General features: G+C 47.9%; 22 protein-coding genes and 1 tRNA gene. 17 read left to right on the forward strand and 6 right to left on the reverse strand.

Going from position 1 to position 23830, the window contains the following annotated elements; translation table 11 throughout:
• Positions 1-72: 72 nt before the first annotated feature.
• From ACIKP9_RS02545 to ACIKP9_RS02560, 4 genes are read left to right on the forward strand one after another with little or no spacing between them, the layout of a single operon-like run.
• Positions 73-1056, forward strand: coding sequence for an RluA family pseudouridine synthase (locus ACIKP9_RS02545; RefSeq protein WP_400878890.1), 984 nt, complete (start codon positions 73-75; stop codon positions 1054-1056).
• Positions 1049-1705 carry an HAD-IIIA family hydrolase gene (locus ACIKP9_RS02550; RefSeq protein ID WP_400878892.1) on the forward strand — a complete coding sequence of 219 codons (657 nt, stop codon included), beginning with the start codon at positions 1049-1051 and terminating at the stop codon, positions 1703-1705. The genes ACIKP9_RS02545 and ACIKP9_RS02550 overlap by 8 nt, the downstream gene beginning before the upstream one ends.
• Entirely contained in the window at positions 1684-2046 is a 363-nt protein-coding gene (locus ACIKP9_RS02555; protein ID WP_400878894.1) for a Rieske (2Fe-2S) protein, read from the forward strand. The genes ACIKP9_RS02550 and ACIKP9_RS02555 overlap by 22 nt, the downstream gene beginning before the upstream one ends.
• Positions 2039-2977, forward strand: a complete 939-nt coding sequence (locus ACIKP9_RS02560; RefSeq protein WP_400878897.1) for a S49 family peptidase — start codon at positions 2039-2041, stop codon at positions 2975-2977. The genes ACIKP9_RS02555 and ACIKP9_RS02560 overlap by 8 nt, the downstream gene beginning before the upstream one ends.
• A gap of 82 nt (positions 2978-3059) precedes the next feature.
• On the opposite strand, the gene pgi is transcribed toward ACIKP9_RS02560, so the two are convergent.
• Entirely contained in the window at positions 3060-4712 is a 1653-nt protein-coding gene (gene pgi, locus ACIKP9_RS02565; RefSeq protein ID WP_400878900.1) for a glucose-6-phosphate isomerase, read from the reverse strand.
• 304 nt (positions 4713-5016) lie between these two features.
• Here pgi and rpsF point away from each other — a divergent pair, with 304 nt between their 5' ends.
• The 9 genes from rpsF (at position 5017) to ACIKP9_RS02610 (ending at position 12314) form a co-directional block, all read left to right on the forward strand.
• Positions 5017-5397, forward strand: coding sequence for a 30S ribosomal protein S6 (gene rpsF / locus ACIKP9_RS02570; RefSeq protein WP_230347105.1), 381 nt, complete (start codon positions 5017-5019; stop codon positions 5395-5397).
• Between the two features lie 3 nt (positions 5398-5400).
• Entirely contained in the window at positions 5401-5700 is a 300-nt protein-coding gene (priB, locus tag ACIKP9_RS02575) for a primosomal replication protein N (protein ID WP_400878904.1), read from the forward strand.
• Positions 5701-5712: 12 nt separating this feature from the next.
• Positions 5713-5940, forward strand: a complete 228-nt coding sequence (gene rpsR / locus ACIKP9_RS02580) for a 30S ribosomal protein S18 (protein ID WP_230341869.1) — start codon at positions 5713-5715, stop codon at positions 5938-5940.
• 11 nt (positions 5941-5951) lie between these two features.
• Positions 5952-6398: a 50S ribosomal protein L9 gene (rplI, locus tag ACIKP9_RS02585; protein WP_400878907.1), complete on the forward strand. Its 447-nt coding sequence runs from the start codon at positions 5952-5954 to the stop codon at positions 6396-6398.
• A 118-nt stretch (positions 6399-6516) separates the two neighbouring features.
• Positions 6517-7902 (forward strand): replicative DNA helicase, encoded by a 1386-nt coding sequence (dnaB, locus tag ACIKP9_RS02590; protein WP_400878910.1) that lies wholly within the window; start codon positions 6517-6519, stop codon positions 7900-7902.
• Between the two features lie 2 nt (positions 7903-7904).
• Positions 7905-8978, forward strand: coding sequence for an alanine racemase (gene alr, locus ACIKP9_RS02595; protein ID WP_400878913.1), 1074 nt, complete (start codon positions 7905-7907; stop codon positions 8976-8978).
• Positions 8978-10339: a DNA repair protein RadA gene (gene radA / locus ACIKP9_RS02600; RefSeq protein ID WP_400878916.1), complete on the forward strand. Its 1362-nt coding sequence runs from the start codon at positions 8978-8980 to the stop codon at positions 10337-10339. The genes alr and radA overlap by 1 nt, the downstream gene beginning before the upstream one ends.
• A 148-nt stretch (positions 10340-10487) precedes the next feature.
• Positions 10488-10577 (forward strand) — tRNA-Ser (locus ACIKP9_RS02605).
• Positions 10578-10685: 108 nt separating this feature from the next.
• Positions 10686-12314, forward strand: coding sequence for a DUF6538 domain-containing protein (locus ACIKP9_RS02610; RefSeq protein ID WP_400878918.1), 1629 nt, complete (start codon positions 10686-10688; stop codon positions 12312-12314).
• Here ACIKP9_RS02610 and ACIKP9_RS02615 read toward each other — a convergent pair whose 3' ends face one another.
• A complete protein-coding gene (locus ACIKP9_RS02615) occupies positions 12315-12989 on the reverse strand; it encodes a DUF6988 family protein (RefSeq protein WP_400878920.1) in 675 nt (224 codons plus the stop codon).
• Between the two features lie 1564 nt (positions 12990-14553).
• Between ACIKP9_RS02615 and ACIKP9_RS02620 the strand changes: the two genes are divergently transcribed.
• From ACIKP9_RS02620 to ACIKP9_RS02635, 4 genes are all read left to right on the forward strand, one after another.
• The gene (locus ACIKP9_RS02620) at positions 14554-15339 is read left to right on the forward strand and encodes a hypothetical protein (RefSeq protein WP_400878923.1); all 786 of its coding nucleotides are present in this window, start codon (positions 14554-14556) and stop codon (positions 15337-15339) included.
• A 192-nt stretch (positions 15340-15531) separates the two neighbouring features.
• Positions 15532-18513, forward strand: a complete 2982-nt coding sequence (locus tag ACIKP9_RS02625; protein ID WP_400878926.1) for a hypothetical protein — start codon at positions 15532-15534, stop codon at positions 18511-18513.
• Positions 18510-18959 carry a hypothetical protein gene (locus ACIKP9_RS02630; protein WP_400878929.1) on the forward strand — a complete coding sequence of 150 codons (450 nt, stop codon included), beginning with the start codon at positions 18510-18512 and terminating at the stop codon, positions 18957-18959. Before ACIKP9_RS02625 ends, ACIKP9_RS02630 begins: the two co-directional genes overlap by 4 nt.
• A gap of 5 nt (positions 18960-18964) precedes the next feature.
• Positions 18965-20095, forward strand: coding sequence for a 5'-methylthioadenosine/S-adenosylhomocysteine nucleosidase family protein (locus ACIKP9_RS02635; protein ID WP_400878932.1), 1131 nt, complete (start codon positions 18965-18967; stop codon positions 20093-20095).
• Positions 20096-20518: 423 nt separating this feature from the next.
• Here the strand turns inward: ACIKP9_RS02635 and ACIKP9_RS02640 are convergent, their stop codons facing one another.
• From ACIKP9_RS02640 to ACIKP9_RS02655, 4 genes are read right to left on the reverse strand one after another with little or no spacing between them, the layout of a single operon-like run.
• A complete protein-coding gene (locus tag ACIKP9_RS02640) occupies positions 20519-20962 on the reverse strand; it encodes a type II secretion system protein (protein ID WP_400878934.1) in 444 nt (147 codons plus the stop codon).
• 31 nt (positions 20963-20993) lie between these two features.
• Positions 20994-21395 carry a type II secretion system protein gene (locus ACIKP9_RS02645; RefSeq protein WP_400878937.1) on the reverse strand — a complete coding sequence of 134 codons (402 nt, stop codon included), beginning with the start codon at positions 21393-21395 and terminating at the stop codon, positions 20994-20996.
• 2 nt (positions 21396-21397) lie between these two features.
• The gene (locus tag ACIKP9_RS02650; RefSeq protein ID WP_400878940.1) at positions 21398-21883 is read right to left on the reverse strand and encodes a type II secretion system protein; all 486 of its coding nucleotides are present in this window, start codon (positions 21881-21883) and stop codon (positions 21398-21400) included.
• Positions 21880-23823, reverse strand: a complete 1944-nt coding sequence (locus ACIKP9_RS02655) for a secretin and TonB N-terminal domain-containing protein (protein ID WP_400881830.1) — start codon at positions 23821-23823, stop codon at positions 21880-21882. The genes ACIKP9_RS02650 and ACIKP9_RS02655 overlap by 4 nt, the downstream gene beginning before the upstream one ends.
• Positions 23824-23830 lie beyond the last annotated feature (7 nt).

Genomic DNA, 23830 nt, shown 5'->3' on the forward strand with positions numbered 1-23830 from the left:
TTTTCATTCCAGTTGTCATTCTTGAAGAAGCGCTTAGCGCATTTACCTCAAGATGGTCGTAGTATAGGTGAGATGACTAATTTAAGCAAAACAAGAAATCAATTTAATCCCGCCGCTGTCAACCTGCTTACCGTAGATGAAGCCAGTGAAGGTCAACGAATTGATAATTTCCTGGCCAAAATCCTCAAAGGTGTCCCTAAAAGCCATATTTATCGCATCCTGCGCAGTGGTGAGGTGCGTGTAAATAGTAAGCGTGTTGATTCCAGCGCCAAGTTGAATCTAGGTGACCAGGTACGTGTTCCTCCTGTGCGCATGGCGCAGCCGCCGCAGGCAGAATCTGTGGCCAAGCCCCAGGTATCAAAGTTTGATGATGCCATTATTTTTGAGGATGAGGCTCTGTTGGTCATTGATAAGCCTGCAGGGTTTGCAGTGCATGGCGGCAGCGGCATTAGTCGTGGTGTTATTGAGCAGTTGCGCCTGGAGCGTCCTCATGCCAAGTTTCTTGAGCTGGTGCATCGCCTGGATAGGGAAACTTCCGGTGTGCTGTTACTGGCCAAAAAGCGTGCTGCACTCGTTAACCTGCATGATGCCATTCGTAACAACCAGACTGACAAGCGCTATCTGGTACTGGTGCATGGGAAGTGGACTGACCAGAAGCGTCGAGTCAAGCTGCCTTTGCATAAGTTTGTACTCTCGAGTGGTGAGCGCCGAGTAGCAGTGCAGGATGATGGGCAGGACTCAGAAACTATTTTTTACCTGCGTAAACCGCTTGGTGAGTTTACTTTGCTGGAGGCTCAGCTTGTGACTGGCCGCACACATCAATTACGTGTGCAATTGTCGCATCTGGGCTTCCCGATTGCGGGGGATGATAAGTATGGAGATTTCTCCCTCAATAAATCCCTGCAAAAACGCGGATTAAAACGTATGTTCCTGCATTCTGCCGAAACGAATTTACGACATCCAGTGAATGGAGAAAAATTGAAGTTAATCGCACCATTACCGAAGGAACTTGAGAAATTTGTTCAGGTGTTAAGCGCGGAGTCTAAGCATGACTAAGCGTTTTGACCTGATTGTGTTTGATTGGGATGGCACGCTGGCCAATTCTACGCAGATTATTGTCGATAGTATTCGTAAAGGGGCTGTTGAGGCGGGCTTGCCTGATCCGGGGAATGAAGCTGCCAGCAGCATTATCGGTTTGGGGTTGAGAGAAGCCATTCAGCAGTTATTCGGCGTGATTAGCCAGGAACAAATCCAGCAGATGGCGGCCCGTTACAATGTACATTACAGTGCGCATCAGGATGATGTTGTATTGTTTGACCAAGCATATGACACGGTTGCCAAGCTTAATCAGCAAGGATACATGCTCGCTGTGGCGACGGGTAAAGGTCGTCGTGGTTTAAATCACGCCTTGGAACACAGTGGCTTGGAGGAGTTTATGCATGGAACGCGTTGCGTGGACGAGTGCCAATCCAAGCCGCATCCACAAATGCTTCTTGAATTAATGGATGAGTTCGGCGTCGAGCCTGAACGCGCCCTGATGATTGGTGATACAAGCTTTGACTTGCAAATGGCGCAGAATGCCAAGGTGGCTAGTTTAGGCGTGACGTATGGTGCACATCCTCTAGAGCGCTTGCTAGCGCATTCTCCGCTGGCGCATTTCGATGATTTTGCTACACTCGGCCAATGGCTGGAAACGAACGCCTGATTTGCTTGAGCCGGGATCTGGTAGATGGAGGTAATGGTGTGCGCTTCGATCTGCCTGAGCTGGGCCAGTATGTCACTGGATTTGTAGTCAGGTTTGGTGGCAAGGTCTATGCCTACGTCAATCAATGTGCCCATGTTCCGGTGGAGTTGGATTGGAATCATGGCGAATTTTTTGATTTCACCCGGCAATACCTGATCTGTGCGGTTCATGGTGCGCATTTCCGGCCTGAAACTGGTTTTTGTGTTGCAGGTCCATGCCATGGACGTAAGCTGCGCTCTGTACCAGTGCAGGAATTGGGACAGCAAATATTGATTAACCTGGAAAACTTAACGAATGTCTGACAATTATCCTAATGGCTCCAACTGGGAGCGTGAAACATTGCATCAGCTTGCCTTGGCTTCGGTCAAAGAGCAGCGGCGTTCACGGCAGTGGGGCATTTTCTTCAAGTCGCTTGGGTTCCTTTACCTGTTTGTCGTGCTTTTTTATGTCACAGGTTGGAGTGAAGGGTCTAGCGCCTCGGTCGAGCATACGGCATTAATCGATATCAATGGCGTGATTGGCAGCGATGATGTGGTCAATGCGGATACCGTGATTGCCAGCTTGAAGTCTGCCTACGATAGCAAAGGCACCAAAGGTATCATCCTGCGTATCAATAGCCCCGGTGGTAGCCCAGTACAGGCGGGCATGATCAATGATGAAATCAAGCGTCAACGTAAGCTGCATCCCAATATTCCGGTTTATGCCGTGGTGCAGGATATTTGTGCTTCAGGCGGTTATTACATTGCTGTTGCAGCCGACAAGATTTATGTCGACAAAGCCAGCATCGTAGGTTCGATTGGTGTGCTGATGGATGGTTTTGGTTTTACTGGGGTTATGGAGAAAGTTGGCGTTGAGCGTCGCCTGATGACAGCTGGTAGCAATAAAGCCATGCTAGATCCATTCTCTCCTGTCAATCCTAAGCATAAGGAATTTGCACAGCAGATGCTGGACCAGATCCATGCGCAATTCATTACCGTTGTGCGTGAAGGGCGTGGTAAGCGCCTCAAGGAAACACCAGAAACCTTTAGTGGTTTATTTTGGAGTGGTGAGAGCAGTGTAGAGATGGGCTTGGCTGATGCTTTTGGTAGCTCTGATTATGTTGCTCGTGAAGTGATCAAGCAGGAGAACTTGGTGGACTTTACCGCCAAGGAGGGCTTGGCAGATCGCTTTGCAAAACGATTGGGTGCAAGCGTCAGTGCAAGTTTTCTTGGTAAGAAGTTTGGTTTGGAGTAAATAGTCCAGCTAGTCACTACCTAGACACTGCAATAAAAAAGCCACGAATATTCGTGGCTTTTTTTATTTTTAGATCAATGTATTATTTATTGAACTTGAAGTAGTTCATCAGTCCGTTAGTGGAGCTGTCATAGTCGGTGGACTCCTTGCCATCGTCTAGCTGCGGCAGGATCTTCTTGGCGATTTGCTTGCCGTACTCCACGCCCCACTGATCGAAGGAGTTGATGTTCCAGATAATGCCTTGCACAAATATCTTGTGCTCATAGATGGCAATCAGCTTGCCCAGCATCCTAGGGGTGAGCTTCTCGAACAAGATTGTGGTGCTTGGGCGGTTACCTTCAAACACCTTGTGAGGTAATAAGGTTTCCAGTTCTTCGCCACTGAGGCCTTGGGCAACCAGTTCAGCCTTGGCTTCATCCAATGTTTTGCCTTGCATCAAGGCGCTGGTTTGTGCGAAGCAGTTGGCAAGCAAGATCAGGTGATGTTCGTTACCACCTTTGCCCACACTGTATTGACTTTCCAGCGGCATCATGAAGTCGCAGGGAATCAGGCGATTACCTTGGTGGATGAGTTGGTAAAACGCATGCTGGCCGTTGGTACCAGCCTCGCCCCAGATGATAGGGCCGGTGGTGCATTGCACGATGCGGCCATCGCGGGCAACGAATTTACCATTGCTTTCCATATCTGCTTGCTGCAGATAAGCAGGAAAGCGTGCCAAACCTTGGTCGTAGGGCAGGATGGCGACACTGTCTGCGCCAAAGAAGTTGTTGTACCAGACGCCCAGCAAGCCCATGATCACAGGAATGTTTTGTTCCAGTGGCGTGTTCTTAAAATGCAGGTCAATGTCATGGCCGCCTTGCAGTAGCTCCTCAAAGTGATCCATGCCGATGTAAATGGCAATCGACAATCCAATTGCAGACCAGAGTGAGTAGCGTCCGCCTACCCAGTCCCAGAATTCAAACATGTTGTCAGCATCAATACCAAACTTGCTGACTTCATTTGCGTTGGTGGAAATGGCAACGAAGTGTTTGGCAACGTGTGCTTCATCCTTAGCTGCTTGCAAGAACCATTGACGCGCGGAGTGCGCATTGGTCATGGTTTCTTGGGTGGTGAACGTCTTCGAGGCGACGATGAATAGCGTCGTTTCTGGATCGCATTGCTCCAGTGTTTGTGCAAGGTGGGTGCCATCGATATTGGAAACGAAATGGACGTTCAGGCCAGCTTGAGCATAAGGCTTGAGAGCGCCGCATACCATGACTGGGCCAAGATCAGAGCCGCCGATGCCGATGTTGACAATGTCGGTGATGCGCTTGCCTGAATAGCCTTTCCATGTGCCAGAGCGGATGCCTTCGCTGAATTTGCGCATTTGCGCCAGCACACGGTTGACCTCGGGCATGACGTCCTTGTCGTCAACATATATAGGTGTGTTGCTGCGGTTGCGCAGGGCAGTGTGCAATACGGCACGGTTTTCGGTGAAGTTGATCTTCTCGCCGGTAAACATGCGGTCACGCCATTCTTCTACCTTGGAGTCACGTGCCAGCTTGAATAGCAGCGGCAATGTCTCATCGGTGATGCGATGCTTGGAATAGTCCAGCAGCAAACCTTCGGATTTCAGGGAGAATTTTTCAAATCGACGCCCATCCTTGGTAAACATATCCCGCATTTGCAGGGGGAGGATTTCTTGATAATGGGCGCTAAGGTCATGCCAGACCGGACAGTTTGTTGGGTTTGTCATTGCGGCTTATAGGTTTATTGGTAATCTTTTTAAAGTGGGTTGGTCATCGCGTGTGTTGGGGTATTGGCGTAAGCTGGCATGTCAATCCGAACAGCTTGCTGCATATAATGACCAGATTCAATCCTAATGATTCTATTCAATTCTGAGTAAATAGACAATTTTAGTATGTGGGGCGTTATTGTGAGGGGCATGGTGCAATGTAGGTTGTGATTGATTAATTGATATTTTTTAGCTATAGTTGCGGGTTTTCCACCTTGCCTTACCGTTGCGCATACGGGAGGCTGTTAATCCAAAAGGAGTTTCTATGCGACATTATGAAATCGTTTTTATCGTCCATCCGGACCAAAGCGAGCAAGTGCCAGCGATGATTGAACGCTATCGCACCCTCGTGACTTCCAATGGCGGTACCATCCATCGCCTGGAAGATTGGGGTCGTCGTCAACTGGCTTACCCAATCCAGAAAATCCACAAGGCACATTACGTGCTGATGAACATTGAAGCTAGCCAAGCAGTTCTTGATGAGCTTGAGCACGCATTCAAGTTCAACGATGCAGTATTGCGTCACCTGACACTGAATACTAGCGAAGCAGTGACTGCACCATCCCCAATGATGAAGGAAGAGAAGTCCAAGTCATTGTTGGCTAAGGATGATGCTGCACCTGCAGCAGAGCAAGCTACAGCTTAAGTAGTGAGTTTAAACAGGCTGGAGTTGAGTGGCGAGTTCGCGCAAGTAGCCGAACTGCGATATACCCCAGCAGGAATACCAGTATTGAGTTTCGTCCTGAAGCATTTATCTGAACAGGTCGAAGCGGGAATGAAGCGCAAGGTTGAATGCGATGTGTCCAGTGTGGCCATGGGGCCGCTGGCACTGGAAGTGCAGGAGATCAATGCGGGCACCCAGGTGAAAGTCACCGGGTTTCTGGCAAAGCGCAGTCTCAAAAGCTCGCAACTGGTATTGCATATACAAACATTAGAAAGAATTATCTGAAAGGTTTTTATCATGGCACGTGACATGTTCAAACGCCGCCGCTACTGCCGTTTCTCGGCAGAGGGCATCAAGCAAGTGGATTACAAGGATGCTGATCTGTTGAAGGATTTCATCAACGAAAACGGCAAGATCATCCCAGCTCGTATTACTGGTACCAAGGCCAAGTATCAGCGTCAGCTGACTACTGCAGTGAAGCGCGCTCGCTTCCTTGCTCTTCTGCCATACACTGACAAGCACTAAGAGGTGACACCATGCAAATTATTTTGTTGGAAAAAGTAGTTAATCTGGGCAATCTTGGTGACATCGTTAAGGTAAAGGATGGCTATGGCCGTAACTTCCTGATCCCTCAAGGCAAGGCTAAGCGTGCAACTGAAGCTAACAAGGCTGAATTTGAAGCGCGTCGTGCAGAGCTGGAAAAGCAACAGGCTGAGCAATTGGCTGCTGCACAAAAGCGTGGCGAAAAGCTGGCTGGCTTCCTGCTGCAGGTTTCTCAAAAGGCAGGTGTGGATGGTCGTCTGTTCGGTTCTGTGACCACAGGTGACATTGCTGAAGCCCTGACTGCTCAAGGCTTTGAGACTACTAAGTCTGAAGTTCGCCTGCCAGACGGTCCTTTGAAGGTGATTGGTGATCACCAAATCAACATCGCGCTACACCACGATGTTGTCGTTGAAATCACGGTTTCCGTACTCGGCGAATAAGATTAGACAAGGCTTTTACGCCATTGAAAGGGCTGCTTCGGCAGCCCTTTTTGTTTTTTGTCGACGACTTATGTTGCGGTGCAGCACCAAGCCGCAAGCCTAATTGCTATAATGCGCCATGGCTGATGACACACTAGAATCCTTAAAACTTCCCCCGCATTCCGTAGAGGCCGAGCAATCCGTATTGGGCGGCTTGCTGCTTGAAAATGAAGCGATGGATCGCATCGCGGATGTCCTCGGGCCTGATGATTTTTACCGACATGACCACAAGCTGATTTTTCAGCATATCGGCCGCCTGTTCGAGCGTAGCAGGCCTGCCGATATCGTCACGGTAGCAGAGTCGCTGGAAAACTCTGCTGAGCTTTCCAGCGTGGGGGGCCTGGCGTACCTCGCGGCATTAGCCCAGAACACGCCGACTGCAGCCAATATTCGCCGTTATGCCGAAATCGTGCGTGAACGGTCTGTGATGCGCAAGCTGGTTGAAGTTGGTTCCAATATTGCCGAGAGTGCTTACAACCCCCTGGGACGTGATGCCCAGCAATTGCTGGATGAGGCCGAGGCCAAGATTTTCCAGATTGCCGAAGGGGGCAAACGCTCTACGCAGGGCTTTCTGGATATGAAAACCCTGTTGCCTCAGGTGGCTGACCGCATTGATTACCTCTATCAACGTGACAATCACAGCGATGTGACGGGTATTCCTACCGGCTTTGCTGATCTTGATGGCATGACATCAGGTATGCAGCCGGGCGATTTGATTATCGTGGCAGGGCGCCCATCCATGGGTAAGACTGCTTTCTCACTGAATATTGCCGAGAATGTCGCCCTGGATACTGGTAAGCCTGTGGCGGTATTCTCCATGGAAATGGGTGCCACACAGCTCGTGACGCGTATGATTGGTTCCATCGGCAAGCTTGACCAGCATAAAATGCGTAACGGTAACCTAGAGGATGAAGACTGGGTGCGTTTGACAACGGCGCTGGGCAAGCTCAATGAGGCGCCTATCTTTATTGATGAAGGCGCAGGCCTCAGTTCTTTTGAAGTTCGCGCACGTGCGCGCCGGTTGCACCGGCAAGTAGGTGAGCTTGGCTTGATCGTCATTGACTACTTGCAGTTGATGACCGGCACATCCACAGGTGGTAAGAGTGAGAACCGTGCCACGGAAATTTCTGAAATCTCTCGTTCGCTCAAGGCTTTGGCGAAAGAGCTGAATGTTCCTTTGATTGCTTTGTCACAGCTCAACCGTAGCGTGGAGCAGCGCCCGGACAAGCGCCCGGTCATGTCAGATTTACGTGAATCTGGGGCGATTGAGCAGGATGCTGACTTGATTTTGTTCATCTATCGCGATCAAGTCTACAACCCGGATAGCCCCGATAAAGGCACCGCTGAGATTATCATCGCCAAGCAACGTAACGGCCCAATTGGGCGCGTACGTTTGACCTTCCTTGGCGAAAATACCCGCTTTGAGAATTTCGTCGGGCAATATCACGATAACTATGACGAGTAAGCATGCGCGCAACCAAGGCGACAATTGACCTAGGCGCTTTGCGCCATAATTTACAATTGGTGCGGCGTCATGCGCCTGCTTCCAAGATATTGGCTGTAGTGAAGGCAGATGCCTATGGACATGGTTTGTTGCGTGCTGCTCCTGGCCTGGAAGATGCTGATGGCTTTGGCGTGTTACGCCTGGGTGAAGCATTGGCTTTGCGTGAAGCGGGGTATAGCCAGCAGTTATTGCTATTAGAGGGCGTATTCAGCGCAGATGAGTTAGATGCTGCTGCCATGCATGACGTTAGCATTGTGGTGCATCATGATGCGCAACTCGCCATGCTGGAGGCGAGGGCTGCAACACTGGCAAAGCCTATTTCCGTGTTTCTCAAGATGAACAGTGGCATGAACCGCCTGGGATTTAAGCCGCAGGCATATAAGGCCGCTTTGCAACGGCTTGAAGCCTGCCTCGGGGTAGCTGCTATTCAATTGATGACGCATTTTGCGACAGCTGATGATGAGCACGGTATCGCTAGCCAGTTAGGTGTGTTCGATGATGCAACTGCAGGAGCATCTTATCCCGTAAGTTTGGCCAATTCGGCCGCTATCCTGCGCTTTCCAGAAGCGCATCGCGACTGGGTCAGGCCAGGTATTATCCTTTATGGTGCCACACCGGTAACGGGTGTGACGGCTGCCAGTTTCGGTTTGCAGCCGGTCATGCACTTCACGAGCGAGGTAATTGCAGTCCAAACCCTGGAGGCTGGGGAAATTCTCGGCTATGGCGCTAGATTTACCGCTACACAAACCACCAGGGTGGCGATTGTCGCCTGTGGTTATGCAGATGGATATCCACGCCATGCCCCCAATGGCACGCCTATCGCGGTTGATGGGCAGCTGACACAAACGCTGGGCCGTGTTTCCATGGATATGCTGGTTGCGGATATCACTTACTTGCCCAATGCTGGTGTTGGTAGTGTTGTTGAGCTGTGGGGCGGGGTGGTCCCCGTGGATGCCGTGGCAGAAGCAGCTGGTACGGTAGGATATGAATTATTGTGTGCCGTGGCGCCACGTGTAGTGTTCAAGGTGACGGGCTGATGGCAAAAGCAAAAACGGTATATAGCTGCACCGAATGTGGTGGGCAAACCCCAAAGTGGCAAGGGCAGTGCCCTTCGTGCATGGCCTGGAATACGCTGGTTGAAAGCGTGGTAGAAACTACCACCAGTCAGAACCGCTACGCAGCTCTTGCCCAATCCAGTGGCTTGCAAAAGCTCGCTGATGTCGAAGCGGCAGATGTGCCACGACATCCAACAGGTATCCATGAGTTTGATCGTGTCCTCGGTGGTGGCTTGGTACCTGGTGGTGTAGTGTTGATTGGTGGTGATCCAGGCATCGGTAAATCCACCTTGCTGTTGCAGACCTTATGCCATATCAGCAGTGCACGTAAGGCGTTATATGTGTCAGGTGAGGAATCCGCACAGCAGATTGCCATGCGTGCCAAGCGATTAGGCCTGGACGCCGGGCCGGTAGAGCTCTTGGCCGAAATCAGCCTGGAAAAAATTCTCGCTACCTTGCAACAACACAAACCCGAAGTTGCGGTCATCGACTCCATACAAACCATGTATTCCGAGGCTTTGCAGTCTGCTCCTGGTTCCGTGGCACAAGTGCGTGAGTGTTCCGCGCAACTGACACGTTTTGCTAAGCAGGCTGGCGTCACCATGATCCTAGTTGGTCATGTGACCAAAGAAGGCGCATTGGCCGGGCCACGTGTGCTGGAGCATATTGTTGACACTGTGTTGTATTTTGAAGGCGACCAGAACTCCAGCTTTCGCTTGGTGAGGGCTTTCAAGAATCGCTTTGGTGCGGTAAATGAGTTGGGAGTATTTGCCATGACGGAAAAAGGCCTGCGCGAAGTCAGCAATCCTTCCGCCTTGTTCCTGTCGCACCATGCCGAAGAAGTGGCAGGTTCCTGCATTACTGTGACGCAGGAAGGTAGCAGGCCTTTATTGGTGGAAGTGCAGGCATTGGTTGACGAGGCCCATGCGCCTAACCCCAAGCGCCTGTGCGTTGGTTTGGAACAAAACAGGCTCGCCATGTTGCTTGCCGTCTTGCATCGTCACGCCGGGGTTGCCTGTTTCGACCAGGATGTATTCATCAATGCCGTGGGCGGTGTGAGAATCAGCGAGCCTGCGGTAGACCTTGCCGTATTGCTTGCTATTGTTTCTTCGCTGAAAAACAAACCCCTGAACAATAAATTAATCGTGTTTGGCGAGGTCGGTTTGGCAGGGGAGGTTCGCCCAGTCCAGCGCGGACAAGAGCGCTTGCGCGAAGCAGCCAAGCTTGGTTTTACTCATGCCATTGTGCCCAAGTCTAACTTGCCTAAACAGGCGATTGCTGGCATGGAGGTTAAGGGCGTTGAGCGCCTGGATCAGGCTTTGCAGTTGTTACGTAATGGCTGAGCGCTACCTCATTGATAACGCAATGATTTGGCAGCGTTTATGATTTTTTGGCAACTTTATCAAATAGATTGCATCATAAAAATAAGCGTTTTTAGCCAAAACACTTGGTCTGTTCCGGATATTTATATATAATTCGGCCTCGTTTTGCGGAGAGGTGGATGAGTGGTTTAAGTCACCACCCTGGAAAGGTGGCACAGGGGCAACTCTGTCGAGGGTTCGAATCCCTCCCTCTCCGCCAAGTCATTGATAAGCTGTTGATTCCTCAGTAAGTCCTTGGGATCAATCAGATAATCCGACCTGATCGCTACACTTCAATGTTCCACTTTACATTGGAGAGTTGTGCGATATGTCCTCAGAGAAGTATCTCGAATTACGCGGTTCTACCTGGTGGTTTAGGCGCAAGGTGCCTTTAGCCGTCATCCCGCAGTTTCAGCATCGTAAAGAAATCCGTCATAGTCTAGGCACGACCATTCGCAGTGAAGCGGTCAAGCTGGCGCGTCTGCGTGCCGTTGAACTGGATCAGGCCTTTGAGACAGCCCTGGCCCGTGAGCGTGAACGGCTACCCAAGATGAAGCCTATTGTGCCGGTGACACTGACCCCGGAGCTGATTCGTTCTGTCTGTGAGCGCTGGATACAGTCGGTGGTATTGAGTAATGATCAGGATAGAGAGCAAGGCTTTGCTGACGTGTCGTATGACGACATCGCGGTAAACTTGCAGGAAGTCGATCCTCTCTTGCGTGAAGCCCGTGCCCGGGCACAGACGGAGGTAGTCGATCCGGCCTTGACCACGTTTCTGCATCTGAATGGCTTGCAGGTCAGCCCTGGGGATGCGCTTTATCGCAAGCTGCGTTATGAGTTCCTCAATGCGGTGTCTGCTGCGCATGAGGTCGTCAAGCGTCGCCATGAAGGCGAGCAGGTGCCGACTTCGGCGTATGTGCCAGTAGAGGCATATCGTTCCCAGACCGAAGCCCATCTCTCAGGAAGCAGAACCTCCATGGATGCGTTGTATACCTTATGGGAACAACAGGTCAAAGACCGGCCATATTCCACCCTGGTATCGTTCAATGCCGTGCGTAAGGAATTCAAGGCCTTTCATCCAGAAGCCGGACAGGATATCTGCCTGATCACCCGCGCCATGGTGCTGGCTTACCGTGATCATCTCCTGCAATCTCTCCAGCCCAAGACCGTCGAGAAGAAACTAGGCCTGTTGTGCGCCTTGCTACAGGTGGCGACAGACCGGGAACTCCTGCCCAGGAACCCCGCCAGTCGCATTACCGTGCCCAAGCCCAAAGTGATGCAGGTCTCCCGTCTGCCTTACAGCACAGAAGACCTTCGTACCATCGTAGGCTCCGCGCTCTACCAGGGGGACTTCACCCCCAGCAAACGCTCAGGTGCCGCCGCAGCGCGGTGGATACCACTGCTAGGCATCTTCACCGGCGCTCGGCTGGAGGAACTGGCCCAACTCAATGTCAGCGATATCCAGCACGATGCAGTGTATGGCTACTACATTCATATCAGTGACATCAGCGATGACGGCACGGGCAATAAAACCCTCAAGACAGAAAGCTCGCGCCGTATCGTCCCCATCCATGCCAAGCTCATCGACGCAGGCTTCATCCGCTACTGGCAACGCTGCAAAGCAGACCAGCACAGCAAGCTCTTTCCGGAGCTTATCCCGGATAAACGTGGCAAATACTCAGCGGGCTGGAGCAAGTGGTGGAGCCAATACTCCAGGGACGTGATCGGCATGACCGACAAACGCAAGGTTTTCCATTCCTTCCGTCATGGCTTCAAGGATATCTGCCGTGAATGCGGGATAGGCGAAGATGTGCATGATGCATTGACCGGACATGCTGGCGGGGGTGTGGGACGTCGCTATGGCAGTCGCCAGTTTCCGAGGAAGGCATTGTTCGAGGCTATGCAGGGGTTTGCGATCGACGTGGAGGTGCCTATCATTGAAATGATGGTGGCGTGATTAGCGTTGACATTCGGGTGTTGGAGCAGAGGTTGGGGTATCAATGATCGGCAAAATATCTGAGAACTGCTCATGCAGCGCTCTGACGATTGGCATGCAGTGAGGATGTGTAGATAACGTGATGAGTTGAAGGTTGAGGGCGCTGATCGCATTTGCGTTTCTGACAACATCATGGATCAATTGAACCGGATACCCAGCCTGACCTCGACTCAACGGGTGGATGCCGCTATGCACAAAGCTACACATGGCTTTCCAGGTCACGGCTTTATATTGTTGCAATTGCTGCACAATATGCCGAGGTGATGATGGATGGCTTTCGAGTTCTTTGAGCATTTCCGTCATTCCCAAGCCTTCGTTGGCTCGTTTGGCGGCATCGTGCGTTAACGGCTCTGCCAGCTTCTCCACCCAGCTATCTGATGCAGCATGCAACAGCCAGATGCCTGTCACCAAGCTCTCGAACTGAACGCGCAACAAAGCAATGCCTGATGGAATGAATTCATCGGCGATGAGTCCCAATGCAGCCACAGAGTGCTCTATGGTCAAGTAACCAGCCTGTAACACCAATTTCAGCCTGCGATCATCAGGCTCATCAAGTTGGTTGGCATGCTCAATGATGGCCTGCTGAAACGCTTGGGAGCGTTGAATCAGCCCTGCAAGTTGATGTTGATGGATCATAGACCACGCGCTTATCAATCAAACGAACAGAATATACTGTCAATCCTTCACGCAGTCGAATAGCTAAAGAACCCCGGGCCGAAACCCGGGGATGAGAATGCCAGATACAAATACCTGTTACCAATAGTTGCCTGTTACCAATAGTGGAGTTACCCACTATTGGTAACTTGGACGCAGCCCTTGGGATGATGAGAACGCCAATTCCCACCACCTGGTACTACTCACACCTTTTACATTGGTCACACCCGCCAGGGTGATTCCAACTGACCATCGATACGGAAGCCAATCCGTTTTGACGTCTCACTGCTACCTGCCGTCTTTCTTGTCAGGGTTGCACCTGTGCGCATGCGGATTCGGTCAAATCCCCGTCATGCGCTTTGGTCTTGCGACCGCTCAATACTCAACAACGCTCCCCCTCTTGCCAGCACTTTGATCGGTGCTCCGGCTGCTACGACTGGTGCCACCCAGCCGCCGTCAAGAGGTTCCCACGTTAGATACTTGCTACTGCGGTCATACACGCCACCGTCTCGTTAAACAGGCTAGAGAGTATCTCTCTTTCATTGCAGATTTCGGCGCGGGCGAGACTCCAAAGTCCCTGCGCTTACTCACCTGTTAACTTCCAACTTTGACCATCCAGCGACTGCTGCGCTGAACAATGGCTTGCATGCCTCCACTTCGCACCGACTCCCTGGTTCACAGGATCAGGTGCTTTTGCCGCTTAAGCTGTTCGCCGACCTCAGAGACTTGCGTCCCTGAGTGCCGCAAAACCAGGACTTCTCCCGTTTTGCTCACTTGATCACTCAAGTGCTGACGCCCTCGGTTGTGGCACAGGTAATACCTTTTCAGGCACCCCCTGGGGAAGGCTTTGGAGATCGCTTGCGCGCGCTCCATACTTCCTTTCGCTCGTATCAGGGTGACTCCAGTCGCCTGGAGGCCCGTTTCCGTGTCGCCCAATCTCAGCCTATGGAGGCTGCGGATTAGGTCGAATCAGGGGCGTTACCCCCTGAAGCGCCCGTTGCAGCCGCGCCAGCCCCATTACGGGCACGCGGCTACGGGTAACGTCAGTATCAGGGTGGCAACCCTGATACTGGTAGACGTTTATCGATCTCGAAGAGAGTGTGTTGGCGCACATCTCTCTTCTCAACCGATAACACAAATGGCGGATTCGATGATGGCGGTACACAACGATAAACTTCGCTTGTTTTATTGGACCTATTAGGTATAGCTACCATGTTGGCGGAATTCGGCTGGGGAGGTGATTTTTTTTGCAGTGGGGGTGCCATGGGGAGGCGGTGATCGGGGCGTGCGCCATGTGCCCGATGGCTGTCCACGGTGGACAGCCATCGGGAGTTGAGTGTCTGTTGTATGGAATCTCTAGTAGTGTGCTTCGCACTTTACTTTTGTGTGCTGTTAGCACACTACTGCTGCAAGGCCCCCTTGCAGCGCTTCACCATGCCTTGCGTAGTGATTTTTTTGCTGGGTTTTAAGCGATCTGTATTGATCTCATTCGTTCATCCGATCTCGTCTCTATACATCAGACATTGATTGATTTGGAGGTTGTCTGATGCTATTGCTGGAGCGTATTCCTGAAGGTCGTTCTTATGTCCGTATCGCCTGCAGCAAGAGTGCGACGATGCGGTTGATGCTGGAAACGGTGCAACGAGGTAGCCGCTATTGGACGAGTGGTATCGTGGCGCTGGAGAAGGCGGAGGCACTGGCCAACAAGTTTGCTGCGTTATATGGCACGGATATGCCACAGCACACACGCACCCGACGCAAAGCCAAAGGCTTAGCCAATGCCACGCTGATCATGTATCCGCAGGATAACCAGCACATCACTCATCTGTTGTGGTGGCTGTTGGTCACCCCTGGGGAAGGATTGGTCAATACCAGGGAGCAACTCCAGGATGCGCGCAATAAACGCCAGCGGCTGCAGTGGGAGGATCAATATGTGTTGCTGCACAAGCAACATAGCCAGAACACGGGTGGTGGCAGGCACTGGACCTGGGAATGCACGCAGGCGCGTTACGATAGCTTGCTCACGGGGATGCTGGCCTTGAGTCGTGGATCAGGCAATACCAGGTCCGAACGAACTGATGATCTAGCACTCCTGATTCAGCAGATCTGGAAGATGCCTGGGTTCCATGGTGTCCGGATGCAGCAGATGGCACTGATTCGGGCTGGACGGGAGACCTGGAACAGAACGCACCAGGCACCTTATGGAGGCTGGCCGCAAGCTGCGCCTGCCTATCTCGACAAGCGCTTGCCGGTGTATCACAGGCCGACGGTGTTGAGGTTGGATCAGCTGGGGAAGAGTGGAATTCGAAAAGTAAACAGACGATCTGTTTGAGGGGTGACTATGTACCAGCCGCTGTTAGAAGGCATAAAGACCTAATGACCAGAAAATACAAACTACACCAAGACTGAATGCTAAAGTAAATTTAGAAACCCAATCACTAGGTTAAATACAGTTCAGTAATAGATGGTAATATTAGTAATAAATTTAATTTGCGAAATAAAAGTATTATTTGGCTTGAGGGAAATGATGAAAAACAAATTCAAAAAACCTAAAATTTCTAGAACAGCAGATATATATAAATTGATCTACATGGTTAAAAATGTAGAAAAAAGAAATCAACTAAGAGGTTATAGCTCAAAACACACAATAACATCAATTGATGCAGAAAACATTAGAAGAAAAAATAATCCTCATGACAGCATTATTGTGGGAGCATTAATGAAAGGTCCAGGAGGATTGCTTAGTGAGCACATATTTGATAAAAAAAGACAAAGCAATGATTTATTTACTATCAACGCATTTCCTAATCTGGATTGGAGGGGGGAGGTAAATTATACAGTTGGCTATCTAAATTCCATGTCAAAAACAGTGACTGATATATTGGATTTAATGAGACCATTAGCTCACCTAAATAGCATGAGTTCAGATGATGCCTTAGCACATATGCTCAATATTAGTAAGAAATATGGTGCCTCTAATTATCTTTCCTATAAGTTAGCATATCTACGAAGCTCGAGAGATTTAAATTCAAATCAGGTTGAGACTGTAAGTAAAATTGAAGACGAAATTGGTCATAGAGACAATGTTGGAATGCATTTTAGTGCGCTTGAGAATCTTAGCTCAAAAATATCACTATTTGTAATTTCTCAAAGAAGGATTAATGGTCTAATCGGAAAAATCAATGGCGACTTCCGAAAAGCAATAACCTTAAGTAATTTTATACCAACGCCACTAGATGAAAATGATGTGGCTGGTTTTTTACTTAGAGCTACTGAATCAAGCCTTATGGATACAATTTATTCAATAATTGTGATTTTTAATCTGAAAGATAGCTTAAGCGGGCCTTATAAAGAATTAATACAGAAATTAAATGAAGATATTATTCAAGCTATAGCTAGTATTATTGAAGAGCCCTCCGAGGAGGTTAATGATAATTATATCGTAACGGAATACTATGCATCTCAAGCTACCGATAGTTACCCCTCAATGGATCTATATAGAACTTCATCTGCATTCCTTGAGGTAAAAAAGTATGCTAAATACAGAAATAAATTTGATCGAGTAATTGGAGCAAGGCTACTTGAGGAAATAATAAATGGAAAGATCTATACAATATCAGAGTCATTTAATGATAAATTGTTACTAACCTCTTCATCAATTACAAATGTTGAGACTGAGTTCCCGATAACTCTAGATACATTTTATCGAACATACTTATTTTTGAAGTTTATAGGAAATAGAAATAACATTCTTGAACTTTCCGATAATGATGTTAAGTTTATTTTTGAAAATACGATAGCTCTTGACACTTTGTTGACTGAAGAGGAGATGAACAAATTTTTAATTATTACGTGCTCTGGAAATAAAAATTTAGTATCAGTTCTGGCTTTAGCATTGTTCAGAAAAAAATCTATTGACCCAGATATAGATTACGAGTTTAGAGCAGACTTTATTGAACATGTAAAACATTATCATAATGGGTCAATTTTAAATTTCATAAATTATCTTTTAGAGGACTCTCCTCAGGTTGCTAATTATATTGTGGCATCTCTAGATGAAATCACTCTGGAGAAAATGTACAACCTGATAAAAAATGCCTCGGAGGCATCAAAAATCAGAGGAGATATCCTTAGAGCTGTAGGGAAAAAACTGAATAGACTAGAGTTTATAATACAGGCAGACGCAATTACCACTAGATCAAAACTATCAAAATTGCAACAATATTTTGACAGCAGCAGAATGTATGTTGATAGTGTATCTATGAAAAAATGGCTTGATAGCAACCCAACCATTTCAACTGAGCAATATCGTTCACTTATTACTAATTATAAAACTGAGATCACAGCTCACAAAGATAAAAATATAATAATTATTCAATTAAATGATCAAGAAGAGTATTTGATTGCTCAAATTGCGAAAGATGCATTTGAACAGTTCTGCCTAAACACTGAATTTGGAATTCAATCATATCTTGGTCGACGAATTAGGCACAATACACTGGATGGTGTTACTACTGACACAGTAGATGCAGTATTAAGAAAGCCAGAGTTTAGTAGTTTTATGGGACATCTACAAATGCGTAGAATCGTTGATTCATGGATGTCATCCTACAAAGAAATTATTGATAAATTAAGAAGAGATCACCTGCAGTTTAAGTCAAGCAACTCCCTCTTTAATGCTGTTATTGATATGGATGATCCCACAACAAAAGAAAATATTAGAGGATTAACATCTACTATAAGATCAGCCGGTGGAAGTGAATTATTGAATGAGTTAATAATTTCATTTTGCTGGAAACAAATAACCCCGCAACTTGAAAATGCTGCAAGATTTATTAAAACTACACTTCTCCAAGAGGCATATGGCTCTATAGATAAATATTTTTCTGGAAACCATGGCTCAACTGAAGAACAAATTAAATCTGAGTTGCATCAAGCAGTTAATGAGGTTTTTAAAAAAGTGGCTGATTGGTTCCAAGTTCCGCAAACAGGTTACATTTCCGCCTCAATTAAAGATTTATGTCAAATCATACTCATGGAACATAATAAAGTGGATTTATTAGACTTCTCTGGAAATGGTGTTGACGTGAAGTATACGGGAATCAGTGTACATAGACTTTATGATTGTTTGGCGGTGTTGTTGACAAATGCCCAAAAACATGGCGAGGAAAATAAAAAAATTAAAGTAGATGTCAACGTAGAAAAGCCAAATCAAAACTCTAACTTGGATTTGGTTTCTATTGATATAACTTCAATTGTTTTAGAAGAGGAATATGTTAGATCAAAAAGTAGAATATATGATGCAATAGAATCTAGGGAAACTGGTATTGATATGGTTACGGAAGGTTATACTGGGATTAAAAAAATTAAATTTATTACTCGCCAATATGAAACAAATCATACATTACGCTGCAAATCAGATGATTCAAAATTCGAACTTAAGCTTGGTTTCTCAATTCATGCTGAAACTGCTAATGAAGAAGCCATGATAGGGGTATTAGAATGAAAATTCTGTTGGTTGAGGATGAAGTTCACAAGCGCGATGAGCTCAAAGATTGCGTACAAGAAGCTTTAGGTGAATTTCCTAAAGTTATAGACTGTGTTAGCAATGCAGTTCTCGATGTTATGGAGAATAATTATGATCTTATAATCCTTGATATGGCATTATCAACTTTTGGCGATGGGGCTGAGGATAAAATTAAAGGTCACGATCAAGCCCAGGGAGGGATTGAGGTTTTACGGGCTTTAAAACAGTCGAAAAAACTCACAAAAATAATTATCGTCACCCAGTATCCAGATTTTTATATTGGAGGTAAGAAAGTTAAACTTAAAGACTCAGCCAATATAATTTTGGAAAAATACAATCAAACAGTTTTAGGTACAATTCTTTATCACTACAAATCAAATACAACACAACAAAAAATTATTTCTATCTTGAGATCTTGTAAATGAAGATAATGCTGATCGAGGACAATTCTTCAAAGTCAAAAGCTATAATTAAACACCTTACTTCTAAGGGTGTGTCTGATTCAAATATAATAAAAGCAAAAAATATGACGGATTTTTCTGCTAATTTGAATCAAGATATAGGTTTATTTATTATTGATCTCCAGTTGCCAAGTGTTGATCATGGCATTGCTTGTCAGAATGGAAAGGCCATTATAGAGACCATTAAAAAGTCCGATAAAAATGATTCATTATTGTTAGCAATCAGCTCTTATCCAAATGAGTTTTCTGGAGTAAGGGAGTACTTCGAGTCTAATGGATGTATATTGGCTGATTACTCCAAAACTGAAATTTGGAAATCAGCTCTAGATCATCTTTTGATACAACTTAATAAAAATATAAATTTTGATTTCCTAATTTTTTGCGCATTAAATGAGGAAAGAAATCCATATGTTACTTTATTGAATGGTAAAGCAGTTAATAGTGGAGGTGTTGATCGATACGATGTCGAGATTTCCGGAAAAAAAGGCTCTATAATTTTACTTCCGAAAATGGGTTTGGTTAATGCAGCGGTTATAGTTGGCTTGTCCATCGAAAGATTTAAGCCAAAAATAATTGGAATGAGTGGGATATGTGGTGGATTTGAAAATCGTGCAAAATTAGGTCAGTTGTTTGTTTCAAGTATGGCTTATGAGTATCAGTCAGGAAAATGGTCTACAATAGGATTTTCACAAGAACCATACCAAGTAAATACTGATCATGACACATTAACTAAATTGAGTGGTCTGGTTAATATTTCAGGTTTAATTCAAGAGTTGGAAAGAGGTTATACAGGCACAAAAAGACCTTCAGAATTTATTCAACCTGAGATTGGAATATTTACCAGTGGTTCGGCTGTTATCGCAGATGAGAAATATCTAAAAGAAATTGAGTCAATTCACAGAAAAGTAAATGGGCTAGATATGGAAATATTTGCTATTCACCGAGCTGCTGAGTTGTCAATTTATAAGCCTATATGTATATGTGCTAAAGTAGTAGTTGATTTATGCAATAATAAAAAAGATGATAGTCTACACAATTATGGATCTTTTATTTCTGCACAGTTTGTAATCAAAGCACTAAGTGAGATAGTCACGACCTGATAAGTTAGCTCCCTGACTTAACGTAAGGACTATCAAATGAAATTATAGTTTTTCAATATTGTGTATTTCTTATACGTACTAATTACCGGTTATTTCGTCAATAGAATTCCTTGACATTTTTTGTTATAATTTGTACAGAAATAATGTGGGATTTTTGACTTGCTAATGATGCATTTATAATAATAAATTAACGTTCTAGCTAATTCACAATATCATGTGAATGCATGAGCATCGAACGCTGTTCCATTTTGGCTTGCTTTTAGTGGTGTAACGATATTGGTATCCATCTGATTTTTAATGGATATTAATGCAGAGAATGGGTTTCCCTCCCTCTCCGCCAGGATATTAAAAAGCCCCGATCATTGATCGGGGCTTTTTTTATTCGGGAAGGGAATTTGTTGTTTCCTTTTCTTGCATGGGTGCTTATTCAGTAGGCATTGTGCTGTTATCCATCTCCGGCATATAGGTAAATATCCAGTCGATATAGGCTTTTTTCTTTTCAAAGTCTTGGTAGGGCGCGGGGAAGTTACGTGTTTTAAAAGGGCGCTCTCCCGATAGGCTGTAGATGCCCATAATACCGCCGCTTGGGGCGTAGAGCAGGCCCCAGCCTTCTCGTTGCGTCACAGGGTCGATATAGAGCTTGCGCAGGTGGCGTTGCGGGGTGGGGAAACGGTCATCCTTCAATAACGATGCCAGCGTGGGAGGGAATTGCTTCACCATGCCGGGCGATAAATTGTAATAGCTGCCTATGGCCTTGCGGATGGTATCGCCGACCTTGAGCAATTCTTGCTCGCGTTCACGTCTTTGCATGTCGCTCCAGCGGTTGCCTGCTTCTGCCAGCGCCAACCCCATGAGGAGAATAACCATCAGCGCTCCCATCAGTGCCATGCCTTGTTGCTTACCACTCCGCATAATAGCTGCCGTCCAAGGCCATGGCTTCCGAGCCACTGCGAATGTCGTAGACCTGACCGGGAATATTAGCGTCATCCGGTGGGACGAGTAGCCAGGTTTCTGTGCTTTCGGTGATGGGGTCTTCCGGGATGGCGCGTAGGTATTTGCGCTGCACAAGGTCGAACAAGGTGTCTGGATAACGCCCGGTATCGCTATAAAATTTGTCGATGGCATCGCGCATGACAATCAGGTCGTGCTTGAGTGAGTGTTCGCGGGCGCGATCTATGCTGGAGAAATAGCGCGGTGTAACGAGGCTCAAGAGTGTGGCGATGATGGCTAGCACCACCAGTACCTCGATCAAGGTAAATCCTAGTCTGTTGTCTGTTACGCTCTCTCGCCTTGTTTGCATACTTACCATTCCCGATAGGGTTGCTGGTTAAGTCCGGTGTCGCTGGAAAGGGAGTAAACGTCGTAGACGTCATCGCCCTCTGCAGGCTCTTCAAACGAGCTGGTGTAGCTGCGTTTGCCCCAACTCGCCTCATTGCTTAATTCCGGGTCTGGTACAAATGGATCACGTGGAATGCTGCGCAGGAAGTGTATCTTGCGTTTCTTGGGATCACGCGGGTTTTCCACGCCCTGCACCAGTATTTGCAAGTTGGGCGGGTAGCCAGTTTGGCCTGGACTTTTTTTGATCAAGCCGTCATCCACGGCTTTCTTGTAGGCGTCTATGGCATCACGCAGTTGCCATAGGTTGCGCTTGAGTTCCTGCTCCTTGGCACGCTTGGCTGTGATTTGCATGACAGGCGCAGCGGAGCTTAGGATCAGCGCCAGTAATACCAGTGCCACCATGAGCTCGATCAATGTAAAGCCGGAGAGTTTTCTTGATGATAGCTTCATCGTTGCTCGTCCGGGCTGGCAATATCCTCCACGGGCCGCATGACAGAACCAGCAAAGGAACGGTCAGACTCTGCACGTTCAGCCTGGATTTCCTGGGCGCTCTTTACTGGGGCAGTGGCTGCAGCTTGGGCGGTGACGGCGGCTGATTCTCCACTGCTACGTCCAGCGCGGGATGCACTGCGATCAATGCCTGCGGGAAATGCAGTGTAGACAGCACTTTCGGGAGTGAGGTTGTTGATGATGCGCGGAGTGATCAGCAGGGCAATTTCCTTCTTGCTATGGTCATTGTTGCGGTCACTGAATAGCTTGCCTACCAAGGGCAGCTTGGATAGTCCTGGTACGCGGTTGGAAACTTTCTGTTCATCGTCGCGCAGCAGGCCGGCGAGAATTTGTGTTTCACCATTTTTCAGGCGCAGGATGGTGCTGGCATTGCGGGTGCCGATGGTATAGGTCACGGTGCCCGAGCTCGTTGTCATACGATCTGTCTGGTTGCTTACTTCCAGGCCAACCTTGATTGATACTTCGTCGCGCAGCAAGATGGTTGGCTCAACGTCGAGCTTGATGCCGACCTCAATATAGTTCACCGTTTGCGAGACAAAGCCGGTGGAGTTAGCCACGCTGGTGAGTACCGGGATGCGGTCACCGACGTGTATCTTGGCCTTTTCACGGTTCTTGACGCGAATATGCGGATTGGCGAGCAGGTTGGTATCGGTATCCTGCTGTAACAGATTCAAGGCCAGTACAGGGTCGCTGATACTGAACACACCGAGGTTTGAGTTGAAGTTTTTCAGCTCATTGATTGTGAGTTTACCTGGGGAGAGGGTAGTAGTGCCGTTTACCGTATCGCGCCCTTGTACGCCTATGCTGGCCGTTGTCGGGTAACGGATACCAATGTTTTCCAGGCTACGGCGATTGATCTCCAGCACTTCCACTTCCAGCATGACTTCTGGCTCTGCCATGTCTTGCGACATGATAAGTTTTTCTGCGGTGCGGATCGCTTCGGGCGTGTCGCGCATCACCAGTGTGTTGAGCTTCTCGTCGATATAGATATCCTTGGTTTTGACTACCGTCTTGATCATACTCATCAGCTTCTTGGCATCTGTATTGCTGAGGTAGAAGCTACGTACGAAGGTCTCCTGGTATTCCTGGCTACGGCTCATTGGATAGATGAGCAGGGTATTGTCGTTGAGGACTTTCTTGCCAAGCTGGTTGCTCGCGAGGATGACGTCAATGGCTTCCTCAATAGGGGTATTGCGCAGGAAAACACTGGTACGCTGGTCGCCGCGCAATTCCTGGTCGTAGGTAAAGTTGATCGCCGCCGCTTGGGAGATAAACTCGAATACCGATTTGATGGCAACATCTTTGAACTCAAGCGAGATGGGGCGCTTGAAGGCGGAGCGGATGTGGGGCGGGTTCACCACTTTATCCATGCGTTTTTGCTCGATCTGCTCGAATAGTGCGCGTGCACTGCGGTTGCTGGCATCTTCTGCCAATACCGTGCGAGCCAACAACTGTGCACCTTCCCAATCCTGCTTGGCTAGCATGTCATCTGCACGTTGCAACATGGCTTCGTGCGTGGCCGCGATGCGTATCTGCTGAATACCGTTTTGCGCGCGCTGGTTTTGCCCATCTAGTTCTAGCACGCGCCGGAAAGCGATCTCGGCCTCGCCCCAGCGTTGTTGCTGCTTGAGCTTGTCCGCCTCCCGTAATTGGATGGCAAGCTGGAGATCTTGCTGTTGCTTCAGATAGTTGCGGTATTCCGGGTTGTCGGGAAAAGTCCGCACCAGGCTTTTCAGTCGCTCTATCCCAGCCTCTGTCTGTCCGGCGTTGATCATATCCCTGGCTTGCTGTAATTCCAGGTTGCCTTGGTTTTGCCGCATTTCCGTGGATGAGCAAGCGACCAGCATGATGGCAAGCAATACTGTGCTGAGTTTTGTCATGGTGTGC

Origin of the sequence: Methylobacillus methanolivorans (genome assembly GCF_044751345.1) — a bacterium.
Taxonomy (GTDB): Bacteria; Pseudomonadota; Gammaproteobacteria; order Burkholderiales; family Methylophilaceae; genus Methylobacillus; species Methylobacillus methanolivorans.

What these genes read in the sequence shown, in the direction of transcription:
- ACIKP9_RS02545 (WP_400878890.1), top strand. Translation starts at nt 73, where the DNA reads ATGACTAATTTAAGCAAAACAAGAAATCAATTTAATCCCGCCGCTGTC.
- ACIKP9_RS02550 (WP_400878892.1), top strand. Translation starts at nt 1,049, where the DNA reads ATGACTAAGCGTTTTGACCTGATTGTGTTTGATTGGGATGGCACGCTG.
- ACIKP9_RS02555 (WP_400878894.1), top strand. Translation starts at nt 1,684, where the DNA reads ATGGCTGGAAACGAACGCCTGATTTGCTTGAGCCGGGATCTGGTAGAT.
- ACIKP9_RS02560 (WP_400878897.1), top strand. Translation starts at nt 2,039, where the DNA reads ATGTCTGACAATTATCCTAATGGCTCCAACTGGGAGCGTGAAACATTG.
- pgi (WP_400878900.1), bottom strand. Translation starts at nt 4,712, where the DNA reads ATGACAAACCCAACAAACTGTCCGGTCTGGCATGACCTTAGCGCCCAT.
- rpsF (WP_230347105.1), top strand. Translation starts at nt 5,017, where the DNA reads ATGCGACATTATGAAATCGTTTTTATCGTCCATCCGGACCAAAGCGAG.
- rpsR (WP_230341869.1), top strand. Translation starts at nt 5,713, where the DNA reads ATGGCACGTGACATGTTCAAACGCCGCCGCTACTGCCGTTTCTCGGCA.
- rplI (WP_400878907.1), top strand. Translation starts at nt 5,952, where the DNA reads ATGCAAATTATTTTGTTGGAAAAAGTAGTTAATCTGGGCAATCTTGGT.
- dnaB (WP_400878910.1), top strand. Translation starts at nt 6,517, where the DNA reads ATGGCTGATGACACACTAGAATCCTTAAAACTTCCCCCGCATTCCGTA.
- alr (WP_400878913.1), top strand. Translation starts at nt 7,905, where the DNA reads ATGCGCGCAACCAAGGCGACAATTGACCTAGGCGCTTTGCGCCATAAT.
- radA (WP_400878916.1), top strand. Translation starts at nt 8,978, where the DNA reads ATGGCAAAAGCAAAAACGGTATATAGCTGCACCGAATGTGGTGGGCAA.
- ACIKP9_RS02610 (WP_400878918.1), top strand. Translation starts at nt 10,686, where the DNA reads ATGTCCTCAGAGAAGTATCTCGAATTACGCGGTTCTACCTGGTGGTTT.
- ACIKP9_RS02615 (WP_400878920.1), bottom strand. Translation starts at nt 12,989, where the DNA reads ATGATCCATCAACATCAACTTGCAGGGCTGATTCAACGCTCCCAAGCG.
- ACIKP9_RS02620 (WP_400878923.1), top strand. Translation starts at nt 14,554, where the DNA reads ATGCTATTGCTGGAGCGTATTCCTGAAGGTCGTTCTTATGTCCGTATC.
- ACIKP9_RS02625 (WP_400878926.1), top strand. Translation starts at nt 15,532, where the DNA reads ATGATGAAAAACAAATTCAAAAAACCTAAAATTTCTAGAACAGCAGAT.
- ACIKP9_RS02630 (WP_400878929.1), top strand. Translation starts at nt 18,510, where the DNA reads ATGAAAATTCTGTTGGTTGAGGATGAAGTTCACAAGCGCGATGAGCTC.
- ACIKP9_RS02635 (WP_400878932.1), top strand. Translation starts at nt 18,965, where the DNA reads ATGCTGATCGAGGACAATTCTTCAAAGTCAAAAGCTATAATTAAACAC.
- ACIKP9_RS02640 (WP_400878934.1), bottom strand. Translation starts at nt 20,962, where the DNA reads ATGGTTATTCTCCTCATGGGGTTGGCGCTGGCAGAAGCAGGCAACCGC.
- ACIKP9_RS02645 (WP_400878937.1), bottom strand. Translation starts at nt 21,395, where the DNA reads ATGCAAACAAGGCGAGAGAGCGTAACAGACAACAGACTAGGATTTACC.
- ACIKP9_RS02650 (WP_400878940.1), bottom strand. Translation starts at nt 21,883, where the DNA reads ATGAAGCTATCATCAAGAAAACTCTCCGGCTTTACATTGATCGAGCTC.
- ACIKP9_RS02655 (WP_400881830.1), bottom strand. Translation starts at nt 23,823, where the DNA reads ATGACAAAACTCAGCACAGTATTGCTTGCCATCATGCTGGTCGCTTGC.